Source organism: Geodermatophilus sp. YIM 151500 (assembly GCF_025716945.1).
GTDB lineage: Bacteria > Actinomycetota > Actinomycetes > Mycobacteriales > Geodermatophilaceae > YIM-151500.
In genome coordinates this window covers 16,042-29,988 of sequence record NZ_JAOVZT010000002.1, presented here as the reverse complement: position 1 = coordinate 29,988, position 13,947 = coordinate 16,042, and the positions used below count along the sequence as shown (strand labels likewise).

13 protein-coding genes are annotated in these 13,947 nt (G+C 74.3%); 6 read left to right on the top strand and 7 right to left on the bottom strand.

Annotated elements, in window-relative coordinates:
* Positions 1-75: 75 nt before the first annotated feature.
* Positions 76-2,373, bottom strand: a complete 2,298-nt coding sequence (gene pcrA, locus OF117_RS03780; protein ID WP_263551470.1) for a DNA helicase PcrA — start codon at positions 2,371-2,373, stop codon at positions 76-78.
* 387 nt (positions 2,374-2,760) lie between these two features.
* Here pcrA and OF117_RS03775 point away from each other — a divergent pair, with 387 nt between their 5' ends.
* Complete coding sequence (locus OF117_RS03775) at positions 2,761-3,066, top strand: chorismate mutase (protein ID WP_263551469.1); 306 nt, start codon at positions 2,761-2,763, stop codon at positions 3,064-3,066.
* A gap of 106 nt (positions 3,067-3,172) precedes the next feature.
* Positions 3,173-3,913: a PIG-L deacetylase family protein gene (locus OF117_RS03770; protein WP_263551468.1), complete on the top strand. Its 741-nt coding sequence runs from the start codon at positions 3,173-3,175 to the stop codon at positions 3,911-3,913.
* A 120-nt stretch (positions 3,914-4,033) separates the two neighbouring features.
* On the opposite strand, the gene OF117_RS03765 is transcribed toward OF117_RS03770, so the two are convergent.
* Both OF117_RS03765 and OF117_RS03760 read right to left on the bottom strand, forming a co-directional pair.
* The gene (locus tag OF117_RS03765) at positions 4,034-4,714 is read right to left on the bottom strand and encodes a response regulator (protein WP_263551467.1); all 681 of its coding nucleotides are present in this window, start codon (positions 4,712-4,714) and stop codon (positions 4,034-4,036) included.
* Positions 4,711-6,180 (bottom strand): ATP-binding protein, encoded by a 1,470-nt coding sequence (locus OF117_RS03760; protein ID WP_263551466.1) that lies wholly within the window; start codon positions 6,178-6,180, stop codon positions 4,711-4,713. Before OF117_RS03760 ends, OF117_RS03765 begins: the two co-directional genes overlap by 4 nt.
* A 123-nt stretch (positions 6,181-6,303) precedes the next feature.
* On the opposite strand from OF117_RS03760, the gene OF117_RS03755 reads away from it, so the two are divergent.
* The 3 genes from OF117_RS03755 to OF117_RS03745 all read left to right on the top strand — a co-directional run bounded on the left by OF117_RS03755 (position 6,304) and on the right by OF117_RS03745 (position 7,936).
* The gene (locus tag OF117_RS03755; RefSeq protein WP_263551465.1) at positions 6,304-7,254 is read left to right on the top strand and encodes a PspC domain-containing protein; all 951 of its coding nucleotides are present in this window, start codon (positions 6,304-6,306) and stop codon (positions 7,252-7,254) included.
* Positions 7,247-7,489: a hypothetical protein gene (locus tag OF117_RS03750; RefSeq protein ID WP_263551464.1), complete on the top strand. Its 243-nt coding sequence runs from the start codon at positions 7,247-7,249 to the stop codon at positions 7,487-7,489. Before OF117_RS03755 ends, OF117_RS03750 begins: the two co-directional genes overlap by 8 nt.
* Before the next feature lie 120 nt (positions 7,490-7,609).
* Entirely contained in the window at positions 7,610-7,936 is a 327-nt protein-coding gene (locus OF117_RS03745; RefSeq protein WP_263551463.1) for a hypothetical protein, read from the top strand.
* Positions 7,937-7,969: 33 nt separating this feature from the next.
* On the opposite strand, the gene OF117_RS03740 is transcribed toward OF117_RS03745, so the two are convergent.
* Genes OF117_RS03740 through guaB form a run of 4 tightly spaced genes read right to left on the bottom strand, consistent with a single transcriptional unit; the run spans position 7,970 to position 13,280 of the window.
* The gene (locus OF117_RS03740; RefSeq protein ID WP_263551462.1) at positions 7,970-8,992 is read right to left on the bottom strand and encodes a sodium:calcium antiporter; all 1,023 of its coding nucleotides are present in this window, start codon (positions 8,990-8,992) and stop codon (positions 7,970-7,972) included.
* Positions 8,993-9,046: 54 nt separating this feature from the next.
* Positions 9,047-10,609, bottom strand: coding sequence for a glutamine-hydrolyzing GMP synthase (gene guaA, locus OF117_RS03735; protein WP_263551461.1), 1,563 nt, complete (start codon positions 10,607-10,609; stop codon positions 9,047-9,049).
* A 4-nt stretch (positions 10,610-10,613) separates the two neighbouring features.
* On the bottom strand, positions 10,614-11,741 hold the full coding sequence (locus OF117_RS03730; protein WP_263551460.1) for a GuaB3 family IMP dehydrogenase-related protein: 1,128 nt from the start codon (positions 11,739-11,741) through the stop codon (positions 10,614-10,616).
* Between the two features lie 6 nt (positions 11,742-11,747).
* Entirely contained in the window at positions 11,748-13,280 is a 1,533-nt protein-coding gene (gene guaB / locus OF117_RS03725; protein ID WP_263551459.1) for an IMP dehydrogenase, read from the bottom strand.
* Positions 13,281-13,483: 203 nt separating this feature from the next.
* Here guaB and OF117_RS03720 point away from each other — a divergent pair, with 203 nt between their 5' ends.
* Positions 13,484-13,882: a DUF5319 domain-containing protein gene (locus OF117_RS03720; RefSeq protein ID WP_263551458.1), complete on the top strand. Its 399-nt coding sequence runs from the start codon at positions 13,484-13,486 to the stop codon at positions 13,880-13,882.
* Positions 13,883-13,947: the final 65 nt, after the last annotated feature.

The following is a 13,947-nucleotide window of genomic DNA, read 5'->3' as shown; positions in this document are numbered from 1 at the left end:
CGACGAGCGGCAGGCAGGGCTCCGCCCGGCCGGGGGACGGCACGTCGCCGCCGTGTCGTCCGGAGGACGACAGTGTTACAGCTTGACCAGCGGGGCGTAGCGGAGGACCAGGCGCTTGGTGCCGCCGGAGCCGAAGTCGACCGTGGCCTGCGCCTTGTCACCGACCCCGTTGACCTCGACGACGGTGCCCATGCCGAACGCGTCGTGGCTGACCCGGTCGCCGACCTCGACGCTGATCACCGCCCGGTTGCCCGCGCCCCCGCGGAGCCCACCGGTGGACAGGCCGGTGGCGGCGACGCGCCCCTGCGCTGACGACCAGGACGACGTCGACGCGGGCGCCGGGTCCGTGCGCGCCCAGTGGACGGCGTCGGTGGGCAACTCGTCGAGGAACCGGGACGGGGGGTTGTACGCCGGCTGCCCCCAGCTCGTGCGGACCTGCGCGCGGGAGAGGAACAGCCGCTGCCGCGCCCGGGTGATGCCGACGTAGGCCAGCCGGCGCTCCTCCTCCAGCTCGCGCGGGTCGCCGAGCGCCCGCAGGTGCGGGAAGACGCCGTCCTCCAGCGCGGTCAGGAAGACCACCGGGAATTCCAGGCCCTTCGCGGTGTGCAGGGTCATCAGCGTGACCACACCCGCGTCGTCACCGGCGACCGGCACCTGGTCGGCGTCGGCCACCAGGCTGACCTGCTCGAGGAAGTCGGGGACCGAGCCGCCGGGGTGGGCCGCCTCGAACTCGGCGGCCACCGAGACGAGTTCGTTGAGGTTGTCGACCCGCCCCTCGTCCTGCGGGTCGGTGCTCGCCGACAGCTCGGCCAGGTAGCCGGTGCGGTCGAGGATGCTCTCCAGCAGCGCGGCCGGGCCGGAGCCGGTCTCGACCAGCTGCTCGAACTCCTCGAGCAGCGCGACGAACTCCTGGATGTTCTTCAGCGACCGCGGCGCCAGGGAAGTGATCTCCGAGCACCGGCGGAGCGCGGTGGCGAAGGCGATCCGCTCCCGGTCGGCGAACTGCTCGACGCACGCCTCGGCCCGCTCGCCGATGCCACGCTTCGGGGTGTTGAGCACCCGCCGGAGGCTCACGACGTCCGTCGGGTTGGCCACCACCTTGAGGTAGGCCAGCGCGTCGCGGACCTCCTTGCGCTCGTAGAAGCGCACCCCGCCGACCACCTTGTAGGGCATGCCGACGCGGATGAACACCTCTTCGAAGACCCGGGAGGCGTTGTTGGTGCGGTAGAAGACCGCGATGTCCGCAGGTCTGACGACGCCCTCGTCGACCAGCGCATCGATCTGCTCGGCGACCCAGGCGGCCTCGTCGTGCTCGTTGTCGGCGACGTAGCCCTCGATCAGCTCGCCGTCGCCGGCGTCGGTCCACAGGTTCTTCGGACGACGGCCCGTGTTCTTGGCGATCACCTGGTTGGCCGCCCGCAGGATGCGCTGGGTGGAGCGGTAGTTCTGCTCGAGCAGGATCGTCGTCGCGTCGGGGTAGTCGCGCTCGAACTCGTCGATGTTGCGGATCGTGGCGCCGCGGAAGGCGTAGATCGACTGGTCGGCGTCGCCCACGACGCACAGCTCGGCGGGTGGGACCGACCCGCCGGGCGGGCCGACCAGCTCGCGGACGAGCACGTACTGGGCGTGGTTGGTGTCCTGGTACTCGTCGACCAGCACGTGCCGGAACCTGCGGCGGTAGTGCTCGGCGACGTCTGGGAACGCCTGCAGCAGGTGGACCGTCGTCATGATCAGGTCGTCGAAGTCGAGTGCGTGCGCCTCGCGCAGCCGCTGCTGGTAGAGCCGGTAGACCTCGGCCAGCACCTTCTCCGGGGCCGTCTGCGGGGTGAAGCTCTCCTCGTCGACCAGCTCGTTCTTCAGGTTGGACACCTGGGCGGCGAGGCTGCGTCCGGGGTAGCGCTTGGCGTCGAGGTCGAGGTCGCGGGCCACCATCGTCATGAGGCGGACCGAATCGCCCTGGTCGTAGATGGTGAACGACGACTTGAGCCCGAGCTTGACCGCCTCGGCACGCAGGATGCGCACGCACATCGAGTGGAAGGTCGACACCCACATCGCGCGGGCGCGTGGACCGACGAGCTGGGCGACGCGCTCCTTCATCTCGCCGGCGGCCTTGTTGGTGAAGGTGATCGCGAGGATCTCGCCGGGCTGGGCGCCGCGGGCGCCGAGCAGGTAGGCGATCCGGTGCGTGAGCACCCGGGTCTTGCCCGAGCCGGCACCGGCGACGATCAGCAGCGGCCCGCCCTCGTGCACGACCGCCTGGCGCTGGGGGCCGTTGAGGCCGGCGAGCAGCCGGTCGAGTTCGCGCCCGGCCTGCCCCGGAGCGGTGCGCTGGAGTGCGGCGGTGCCCGGCAGGGCGTGCTGGACGCTACTCATGACCCGGCCACTGTAAGCCGGACGGGTGACTCCCCCGGCAGGCCCGGCAACCGCGCCCCACCCGTCACAGCCGCGGCCGGACGCGGGGCCGGTCCTGCTCCCGGGACCAGCGGAGGCCGCCGCGCTCGAGGTGGAGGGAGGCCGCCGTGCCGGGATCGCGGAGACCGCCGCGACACGCCCGATCCGTCGTCCGGCCTCGCCCCGGCGGCCGGTGCTGTGGCACACTCGATGCCGTGCTCGCCACGGTCAGCTTTTACTACGGCCACCGGGATCCGGTGTCCGTCACCGCTGGCTGAGCAGACTCGCCGCACACGACGCCCCGGGCCCGAGGAGCCCGGGGCGTTCTCCGTTCTCGGGACCGACGGCCTCCCGTAGCTGGAGGAACCGATGACCGCCACCGTTCTCGCCGACGCCCCCGCGTCCGACGCTCCGATCGACGCCACGGCAGACCCCGCCCCTCGCATCGGTGAGCTCCGCGCGGAGATCGACGACTGCGACGCCGAGATCATCGCGCTCGTGCAGCGGCGGCTGGCCATCTCGCGCGAGATCGGGGCGCTGCGGGCGGCGTCCGGTGGCACCCGCCTGTCGCTCTCCCGCGAGGCCGAGGTCCTCACCCGGTTCCGCAGCGCACTGGGCCCGGACGGTGCCGCGCTCGGCATGATGCTGCTCCGCCAGGGCCGCGGCCGGTTGTGAGCTGCACCGGTCACCGCCTGGCTACGGGGACCGCCCCGGCTGACGGGTGCCGCCGTCCGGTCGCTGCGGTCGCCGGAGGTGTGCGGCCGCTCCTACAGTCCGGCGGGTGAGCTCGCCCTTCGCCCGGTCGGCGGCACCCGCCGAGCACGTCGAGCGCGCGTTGTGCGTGCTCGCCCACCCCGACGACGTCGACTTCGGCAGTGCCGGCACGGTCGCCTCCTGGACGGCGGCCGGCACGCACGTCACCTACTGCATCGTGACCGACGGCGACGCCGGGGGATTCGACGAGACCCCTCGCGAGGAGATGCCGCGGCTGCGCAAGGCCGAGCAGCGGGCGGCAGCAGCCGCCGTGGGCGTGAGCGACGTCCGGTTCCTCGGCCACCCGGACGGCCGGCTCGAGCTGACGCTCGACCTGCGACGCGACATCAGCCGGGTCATCCGCCAGGTGCGGCCGCAGCGGGTGCTGACCAGCTCCCCGGAGCGGTTCTGGGACCGCATCGGTGCCAGCCATCCCGACCACATGGTCGTCGGCGAGTCGACGCTGCGGGCGGTCTACCCGGACGCGCGCAACCCGTTCGCCTTTCCCGAGCTCCTCGACGACGAGGGCCTCGAGGCCTGGACGGTCCCCGAGGTGTGGCTGACGGCCAGCCCGCGCGCCGACCACGCGGTCGACGTCACCGAAGTCGTCGACCGGAAGTTCGCCGCGCTGCGCAGCCACGTCACGCAGGTGAGCCACCTGGTCGATCTCGAGCAGTTCGTCACCGGATGGATGCGGCAGGTGGCGCGGACGCACGGCCTGCCCGACGGCCGCCTCGCCGAGGCGTTCCACGTCGTGCACACCGCGTGAGACCCGCGGAGGCGGTGGACGGGCACCGTTCCCGCGGGAACGCTGGGGCGCCGACCGGAGAATGCCGCGCGCCGAACGCCACCCGACACGACCAGCCGGCGGCGCCCGGGAGACCTCACGTCACAGCAACCGGTTGGTCGCCGCCCAACGGGTGAGCTCGTTGCGGTTGGACAACTGGAGCTTGCGCAGCACGTTCGACGCGTGCGATTCCACCGTCTTGACCGAGATGAACAGCCGCGAGCCGATCTCCCGGTACGTGTAGCCGCGCGCCAGCAGTTGCATCACCTCGCGCTCGCGGGTGCTGAGCAGGTCCAGTCCCGGATCGGTGGCCGGGTCGGCGGCCGCCGGAGCCGCCGCCGGCCCGGACGCGGCGAACGCGTCGAGCACGAAGCCGGCCAGCCGCGGGCTGAAGACGACGTCGCCGTCGGCGACCCGCTGGACGGCGGCCCGCAGGTCGGGGCCGGAGATCGTCTTGGTCACGTAGCCGCGAGCCCCGGCGCGGATCACCGCGATCACGTCCTCGGCGGCGTCCGACACCGACAGGGCCAGCCAGCGGACCGACGGCAGCTCGCCCCGCAGCGCGTCCAGCACCGCCCGCCCGTCGCCCCCCGGCAGGTGCACGTCGAGCAGGACGACGTCGGGCACCGTGGCCCGGATGCCCTCGACCGCCGAGGTGACGTCGGCGGCCTCACCGACGACGTCGACGGCGTCGCCGAGCTCGGCACGCACACCGGAGCGGACCATGGCGTGGTCGTCGACGAGGTACACCCGCGGCCGGGTGACCGCCTCCGGAGCGCTCATGCCGCCACCCGCGGCAGCACGAGCTCCACCTCGGTCCCGTCGCCGGGCGCCGAGCGGACCAGCGCCGAACCGCCCAGCCGGGACAGCCGGCCGGTCACCGAGTCGCGCAGCCCGCGCCGGTCGGGCGGGACGGCCGCCGGGTCGAAGCCGGCACCGCGGTCGCGCACGAACACCGACACCCGATCGGGGGTCACCTCGCTGTAGAGGTCGGCCGACGCCGCACCCGAGTGCTTCGCCGCGTTGACCAGCGCCTCGCGCGTCGCCGCCCCGAGGGCGGCCAGCGCGTCGTCGACGGGGGCGTCGCCGACGACGACCGGGTCGACGGTCAGCGCGTGGTCGTTCTCCACGTCGGCCACCATGCCGGCGACCAGCCCGGCCCAGGTGCCGCCGGTGACCACCGCCGGCTCGTAGAGCCAGGCCCGCAGCTCCCGTTCCTGGCTGCGCGCCAGCCGCGACACGGCGGACGGCGACCCGGAGTGCCGCTGGATCAGCGCGAGCGTCTGCAGCACCGAGTCGTGCAGGTGCGCGGCGACGGAGGCGCGCTCCTCGGAGCGGATGCGCGCGGCCCGCTCGGCGTCACGGGAGTCGAGCAGGCGACGCCACAGCGGCGCGGTGGCCAGCGCGATGCCGGCGAGGATGACCAGCGTCGCGGCGAAACCGTCGCGCGCCTCGGCCAGCTGACCGGTCGTGGTCAGCAGCAGCACGACCCCGCCCGCGGCCAGGACGACGCCGCCGGCCAGCGCCCAGCGCACGTTCGGCATCGCGAGGGTGCGGTCGGTGTCGAGCTGGCGCCAGATCACCGCGAGACCGCCGACGAGCAGCAGCAGCGGGAAGACGAGGTTGCCGCCCCACGCCGAGACCTGGCCGACCAGGAGGAAGGCCAGCACCACGAGCACGCCCAGGCCGGCCACCTGGCGGCCGCTGCGTGGCCGGTGGTCGGCGGTCCGGCCGGGTGCGCCGTCGGCGGCGCCGACGTCCGCGACCGGCATGGTTAGCCAGAGCAGGGCATAGGCGACCACGCCGATGCCGGTGGTGGCCAGCACGACGAATGCCACGCGGACGACGAGCGGGTCGAGCCGGAGGTGCGCCGCGGTCCCGGAGGCCACCCCGGCGAGCAACCGGCCGGAGCGGGGCCGCACCAGCGGCGGCCGGTCGGCGGGCGGCGCCGGTGGAGCCGGGACGGGGGGCGCGGCGCTCGGGGGCACCGCGACCGGGGGCACCGCGGCCGGGGGCACCGCGGCCGGGGGCGCGGCGGCCGGGGGCGCGACCGGCGGGGCGGCGGGCTCGCCGTCGGCCGGCGCCCTGTCGCTGGCCGGCGACGGCGCCCTGCCGGTGGCGGGCGACGCCATGCCGGTGGCCGGCGACGGCGCCGGGACGGCGGGCCCGGTCACCGGACCGCCGTCCGCGACGTCGACCCGCGTGCCGCCGTCCGGACCGGGCGCGGGCGCGGAGCGGATCGGGTTCACAGCACCGATCGTCGCACCGCTGACCCCCGGTCTGACACCGGTGATCACCCCGGAAGGGAACCAGGGTCGGTTGGGGGCGTTCCCCGATGTACCTCGGTCCGCCCGGTCGGCAGTCTCGTCGCCATGACCTCCGCACCGCCTCCCGCTCCCCCGCCTCCCCCGCCGTTCCCGCCGCCGCTTCCCGACCCGGGCTACTTCGAGCCGCCGCCGCCCCAGGCGCCGCCGCCGGCACGTGGCCAGCTCCGGCGCAGCCGCACCGACAAGGTGATCGGTGGTGTCAGCGGCGGCCTCGCCGAGTACAGCGGCATCGACGCCCTGCTCTGGCGGGTCGGCTTCGTCGCGCTGACCTTCGCCGGCGGCACCGGCATCCTGGTCTACCTGCTGCTCTGGCTGCTGGTACCGGCCGGACCGCAGGTCCCTGGCACCGGGGTCGACGTCGAGCCGCGGCGGCCCGCCGGCCCCCGCTCGCCCATCCCCGGGCTGACCGTCGCCGGCCTGCTGATCGTGGTCGGCCTGCTGGCCTTCGTCGCCCGGTTCACCGGCTGGGATCCCGACGCCACCCCGTTCCTCGGTGCGGCGCTGCTGGTCGTCGGCTTCGGGCTGATGGTGGCCGCCTTCACCGGTGGGCGCACCGCACGCGGCGGGCTGATCGCCCTCGGCGCCATCCTGTCCCTGGCCCTGCTGATCAGCTCCGCCGAACCCTGGCGCGGCGCGGGCGTCGCCGACCGCACCTGGTACGCGAGCACGCCGGACGACGTCCGCCCCGTGTACCGCGCCGGCATCGGCGACGTCCGGCTCGACTTCGCCGACCTGGACGTCAGCAATCTCACCGAGCCGATCGAGACCCGGCTGGACTCCGGCGTGGGCGACGTGACCGTCGTCCTGCCCCGGGACGCCGACGTCCGCGTGCACGTGGACGTCGGCCACGGCAACGTCGACCTCTTCGACCGGGGCCTCACCGACGGCGGGCTGTTCCCCGGCGAGGGCGTCGGCTCCTGGGTCGACGACGGCCTGCCCGAGATCGAACTCACCCTCGACGCGAGGGCCGGAGACGTGGAGGTGACCCGTGGCTGACAACTGGCAGCCGGTGTACCCGCTCGAGACCGAGGACGTGTCACCGCCCCGCCGCCGCGTCGACCTGGCGGCCTTCGTGCCGGGCGTGGCGTTCGTCGTCCTGGCGCTGGTCGTGATGACCGGCCTGGACCTCGGCTTCCTGGCCGACGGCGGGCTGCTGTGGCTGGTCCTCATCGGGGCCGGAGTGGTCCTGCTGGTGTCCGAACTGCGCAAGGCCCGCCGGCGCAGCGGCTGACCGGCCGGCGGAACGGGGTCAGGAGGGCCCGGGGAGCGACGCTCCCCGGGCCCTCCGCCGTGCGGGACGGCGGGCCGTCGCCCCTTGCGACGCGGGACGCACCGGGACGACGCTGTCCGTGTGACCGTTCACCACGCCCCCGTCGTCCGGGCCGGGCCGGCGTGGCCCCGCTGGCTCGGCGTGACCGCGGTCGTCATCGGGGGCCTCGCCGTCCCGCTCACCGTCCTCGTCCCGGTGCCGGCCGCGCTGCTCGGCGTGGTAGCCCTGTTCATCGGGATCGGCGGCGCGCGTGCGCACCACGGCGCGGCCGGATCGCTCTACCGGCTGGCCGCCGTGCTGGGTGCCGCGTCCCTGCTGGTGCTGGCCTTCTTCGCCGTCACGCTGGTCAGCGTGACCACCGAGCCGATGCCCGACGTGCCCGAGGTGGTGTCGGTCCCCGTCCCGTGAGCGCAGCTCCGGGCCCCGCCGCCGGTGGGGCGCTCACCCGGTGACCAGGACCAGGGCGACGGTGCCGACGTAGATCGACGGGATGGCCACGCCCTCGAAGCCCACGCCCTTGCGGTCGCGCACGACCAGGCCGCCGGCGAGCACGGTGATCATCAGCATCGTCCCGCCGAGCAGCACGAGGCTCTGGTCGCCGGCGTCGCGGTAGACCGGCCCCTGCAGGTAGAAGACGTCGGCCATGGCGATCATCAGCGAGTCGAAGACGTTGCCGCCGATGATGTTGCCGACGCCGAGGGTCAGCGCGCCCATGCGCACCGCGGTCACCAGGACGACGAGCTCGGGCAGCGACGTGATGGCCGTGGTGAGCGTGAAGCCCACCAGCCCGCTCGGCAGCCCGCTGCCGGCGATCACGCCGAGCCCCGCGCGGCCGATGACCCACCCGGCGAACCCGACGACCGCGCCGAGGGCGGCGAGCTTCAGCCACAGGCGGCGCAGCGGCTCGTCGCTGGCCGGCTCCTGGTCGTCGTCGTCCTCGGTGGCCGGGGTCCGCACGGCCTGCCACATCGGCGCCTTGCGCATCTGCCGGAGGAGGTAGAGGCCGTAGCCGTAGGCCAGCGGGATCAGCGCGGTGACCGGGTGGATCCAGCCCAGCACGAGGCCCGGCGTGGCGTATGCGATGACCGGCACGGCGAGCAGCGCGACCAGGATCAGCGCCTGCATCAGGTTCTCCAGCGAGGCCGCCGCGTGCTCCAGGTTGGCCCGCCGGTAGACCAGGTCCGCGACGGCCAGCCACACGGTCTGCACGGCGACGCCGCCCACCGGGTTGGCCAACCCGAAGCCGGGGTCGCCACCGAGGGCCCCGGTGACCGTGGTGACGATGCCCGGCAACGAGGTCACCGCGCCGAGCAGCAGGGCGCCGCCGATTGCGTCGCCCAGGCCGGTGCGCTCGGCCAACGAGTCGGCCACCCGGGTCAGCCGGACGCCGGCCGCCACGATGACGGCGGCCATGGCGGCGAGCGCGAGCAGGCTGGGGACCAGCGGCCAGGGAGCGACGGTCACCTCGTCCACCGGTGGAGTGCGTGAGCACAGGAAACCTGCACCCTCACACTCCTCCTACTCCCACTCGATCGTGCCGGGCGGCTTGCTGGTGACGTCGAGGACGACCCGGTTCACCTCGGGCACCTCGTTGGTGATCCGCGTGGAGATCCGGGCCAGCACGTCGTAGGGCAGCCGGGTCCAGTCGGCGGTCATCGCGTCCTCGCTGGACACCGGCCGCAGCACCACCGGGTGGCCGTAGGTGCGCCCGTCGCCCTGGACGCCGACCGACCGGACGTCGGCCAGCAGCACGACCGGGCACTGCCAGATCTCCCGGTCGAGGTGGGCCGCGGTCAGCTCCGCCCGCGCGATCGCGTCGGCCCGGCGCAGCACGTCGAGCCGCTCGCGGGTGACCGCACCGACGATGCGGATGCCCAGGCCCGGGCCGGGGAACGGCTGGCGCCAGACCAGCGACTCGGGCAGCTCCAGCTGCAGGCCGACCTCGCGCACCTCGTCCTTGAACAGCGTGCGCAGCGGCTCCACGAGGGTGAAGGTGAGGTCCTCGGGCAGTCCGCCGACGTTGTGGTGGCTCTTGATGTTCGCCGTCCCGGTGCCACCGCCGGACTCGACCACGTCGGGGTACAGCGTGCCCTGGACGAGGAAGTCGACCGTCTCCCCGTGCGCCTGCGCGTCGTGGACGACGTCCAGGGCGGCCTGTTCGAAGACCCGGATGAACTCCCGGCCGATGATCTTGCGCTTCTGCTCGGGGTCGGCGGCGCCCTCCAGCGCGCCCAGGAACTGCTCGCGGGCGTCGACCACCCGCAGGTCGGCGCCGGTGACCGCGACGAAGTCGCGCTCGATCTGCTCGGTCTCGCCCTCCCGCATCAGCCCGTGGTCGACGTAGACGCAGGTGAGCCGGTCGCCGATGGCCCGCTGCACCAGCGCGGCGGCCACGGCGGAGTCGACCCCGCCGGACAGCGCGCACAGCGCCCGCCGGTCGCCGACCTGCGCGCGGATGCGCTCGACCTGCTCCTCGACGACGTTGGCCATCGTCCACGTCGGCTCCAGCCCGGCGATGTCGAACAGGAAGTGCTCGAGCACCGTCTGCCCGTGGGCGGTGTGCCGGACCTCGGGGTGGAACTGCACGCCGGCCAACCGCCGGTCGACGTCCTCGAACGCCGCCACGGGCGCCCCGGTCGAGGTCGCCGTGACGGTGAACCCGGGCGGGGCCTGGCTCACCGCGTCGCCGTGGCTCATCCACACCGACTGCTGCACCGGCAGGTCGCCGAACAGCCGGCCGCCGGTGGTGACCGTCAGCGGCGTGCCGCCGTACTCCCGGTCGCCGGTGTGCGCCACGGCCCCGCCCAGGCCCCGGGCCATGGCCTGGAAGCCGTAGCAGATGCCGAACGCGGGGACCCCGCCCTCGAACAGCGCCGCGTCGACCTGCGGGGCGCCGGGCTCGTAGACGCTGGACGGCCCGCCGGAGAGCACGATCGCGGCCGGCTTGCGGGCGAGGATCTCGTCGGCCGGCACGGACGACGGCACGATCTCGGAGTAGACGCCGGCCTCGCGGATGCGCCGGGCGATCAGCTGCGCGTACTGGGCGCCGAAGTCGACGACCAGGACGGTCGGGAAGTCCACGGCGTCACCCGCCGATCACGAGATCCACGCGCTGGAACTCCTTGAGGTCGCGGTACCCGGTCTTGGCCATCGTGCGGGCCAGCGCGCCGAACAGGTTGGTCCGCCCGTCGGCGGAGCGGGCCGGCCCGAACAGCACCTCCTGCAGGGTGCCGGCCGGGGCGACCGCCGGGGAGGCGCCACCGCGGGGCAGCCGAGGGTGTGCCGCGACCGAGTCCCACCACACGCCGCCGGCCGGGGCCTGGGTCGCCCGCCGCAGCGGCTCGCCGAGCTGGACGGCGTCCGCCCCGCAGGCCAGCGCCCGGGCGACCGCCCCGCTGGTCTCGATCCGGCCGTTGGCGATGACGTGCACGTACCGGCCACCGGTCTCGTCGAGGTAGTCGCGCCGGGCCGCGGCGGCGTCGGCGATGGCGCTGGCCAGCGGCACGCGCACGCCCATGACCGCGTCGCCGGTCGACCAGCTGTCGGCGCCCACGCCGACGATCACGCCGGCCGCGCCAGTGCGCATCAGGTGCAGCGCGGTCTGGTAGTCGGCCGCCCCGCCGACGACCACCGGGACGTCGAGGTCGGCGATGAACTCCTTGAGGTTCAGCGCGTCGCCGGAGGTCGTCACGTGCTCGGCCGACACGATCGTGCCCTGGATGACCAGCAGGTCGACCCCGGCGGCGAGCACGGCGGGCGCGAGCTGCTGCGTGTGCTGCGGGGAGACGCGCACCGCGCTCGTGACACCGGAGTCGCGCAGCTCCTTGACCCGGGCGGTGATGAGGTCGGTCTTGACCGGCTCGGCGTAGACCTCCTGGAGCAGTGCCACCGGTGGAGCGCCGTCCGCCGAGGCCTCGCGGATGCGCCGGTAGACCGGCGCCGGGTCGTCGTAGCGGGTCCACAGCCCCTCGGCGTTGAGGACGCCGAGCCCGCCGGCCTCCCCCACCGCGATCGCCGTCGCCGGGTCGACGACGGCGTCCGAGGCGCTGGTGACCAGCGGGATCTCGAAGCGGAACGCGTCGATCTGCCAGGCTGTCGAGACGTCGTCGACGTCGCGGGTCCGCCGCGACGGCACGATCGACACCTCGTCGAGGTCGTAGCCGCGGCGGGCGAAGCGGTTGAGGCCGATCTCGACGGTCTCACGGACGGGCATGCGGACTCACCGGCCTCGGTAGTTGGGGGCTTCGGCGGTCATCTGGATGTCGTGCGGGTGGCTCTCGATGAGCCCGGCCGTGGTGATGCGCGTCAGCTGGCCGCGCTCCTGCAGCTCGCCGACGGTGGCGGCGCCCGCGTACCCCATCGAGGCGCGCAGCCCGCCGACCAGCTGGTGGGCCACGCCGGCCAGCGCGCCGCGGTAGGGCACCTGGCCCTCGATGCCCTCGGGCACCAGCTTGTCGTCGGAGAGGACGTCGTCGGCGAAGTACCGGTCGCGGCTGTAGGACTGGCTGCCGCGCTTCTGCATGGCCCCGAGCGAGCCCATGCCCCGGTACGTCTTGTACTGCTTGCCGTTGACGAAGACCAGCTCGCCCGGCGCCTCCTCGACGCCGGCGAACAGCCCGCCGATCATCACGGTGTCGGCGCCGGCGACCAGGGCCTTGGCGATGTCGCCCGAGTACTGCAGGCCGCCGTCGGCGATCACCGGGACGCCGGCCGGCTTCGCCGCCAGCGCCGCCTCGTAGACCGCGGTCACCTGCGGCACGCCGACGCCGGCCACCACCCGCGTGGTGCAGATCGACCCGGGCCCCACGCCGACCTTGACCGCGTCGGCACCCGCGTCGACGAGGGCCTGCGCGCCGGCCCGGGTGGCCACGTTCCCACCGACGACCTGGACGCCGCCGTCCCCGCCGAACTCGGCTCTCACCCGGGCGACCATCTCCAGCACGGCCCGCTGGTGGCCGTGCGCGGTGTCGACGACGATCACGTCGACGCCGGCGTCGACCAGCAGGCCGGCCCGCTTGTAGGCGTCCTCGCCCACGCCGAGGGCCGCGCCCACGACGAGCCGGCCGTCGGCGTCCTTGGTGGCGTTCGGGTACTGGTCGCGCTTGACGAAGTCCTTGACGGTGATCAGGCCGCGCAGGCGGCCGGCACCGTCGACCAACGGCAATTTCTCGATCTTGTTGCGGCGCAGCAGGTCCAGGGCGGTGTCGGGGTCGACCCCCACGGGCGCGGTGACCAGCGGCATCGGCGTCATCACGTCGCGCACCAGCCGGCTCTGGTCGGTCTCGAAGCGCATGTCGCGGTTGGTGACCATGCCGACCAGCACGCCGTCGGCGTCGACCACCGGGGCGCCGGAGATGCGGTAGCGGCCGGACAGGGCGTCGACCTCGGCGAGGGTGTTGTCGGGCGAGCAGGTCACCGGGTTGGTCACCATGCCGGCCTCGGACCGCTTGACCAGGTCGACCTGGCCGGCCTGCTCCTCCGCGGCCAGGTTGCGGTGCAGCACGCCCATGCCGCCGACCCGGGCCATCGCGATCGCCATGCGCGCCTCGGTGACGGTGTCCATCGCGCTGGAGACCAGCGGGACGGCCAGCCGGATGCCGCGGGTGAGGCGGCTGGAGGTGTCGACGTCCGCGGGGACGACGTCGGAGGCGCCGGGGACCAGCAGCACGTCGTCGTAGGTCAGGCCCAGCGGGGCGAACTTGGCCGGCAGCTCGGGCACCGCCAGCCCGGGTGCGCCTTGGTCGGGCTGCATGTGCGCCGCCACCTTCTCTCACTGGGGCCGCCCGCCCGGGTGGCCGGACCGGAAGAACAGTCACCGATCGTAGGCGGCGCCGGTCCGGGGGCGGTGCCGAGCCTGCGAGGCGGCTACCGTGGTCCCGGACGCCGGGACCCTCCCGCCGTCCCGGAGCGGCGAGCCGGCCCCGCGCGGTCGGCGGACACCGGCGAGGAGGATGCGTGGACCCGTTCGACGACGCCACCGGCGCCGACTTCGGCGCGGACCGGCCGGGCCCGCCCCCGCTGACCATGGAGGAGCGGGCCGGCGTGCTCGACGACCTCGCCGAGCTCGAGGTGTTCCGGACGCTGCTGGAGCCGACCGGGATCAAGGGCATCGTGGTCGACTGCCCGGACTGCGACGAGGAGCACCACGTCGACTGGGCCCTCATGCAGGGCAACCTGCGCCAGCTGCTGGAGGAGGGCCAGACCGGCCGGCACGAGCCGCCGTTCGACCCGGATCCCGACGACTACGTCAGCTGGGACTACGCCAGCGGGTACGCCGACGGGGTGGCCGCGATGGCGGAGCGGGACGAGCCCACCGGCCAGCAGCGCGCCGGCCGCCACGCCCGGGAGGACTGAAACACCGCGATCCTCCGGATCGCACCGCGACCACATGCCGTGCCCCGGTTCGCCCGAGCCGCTGC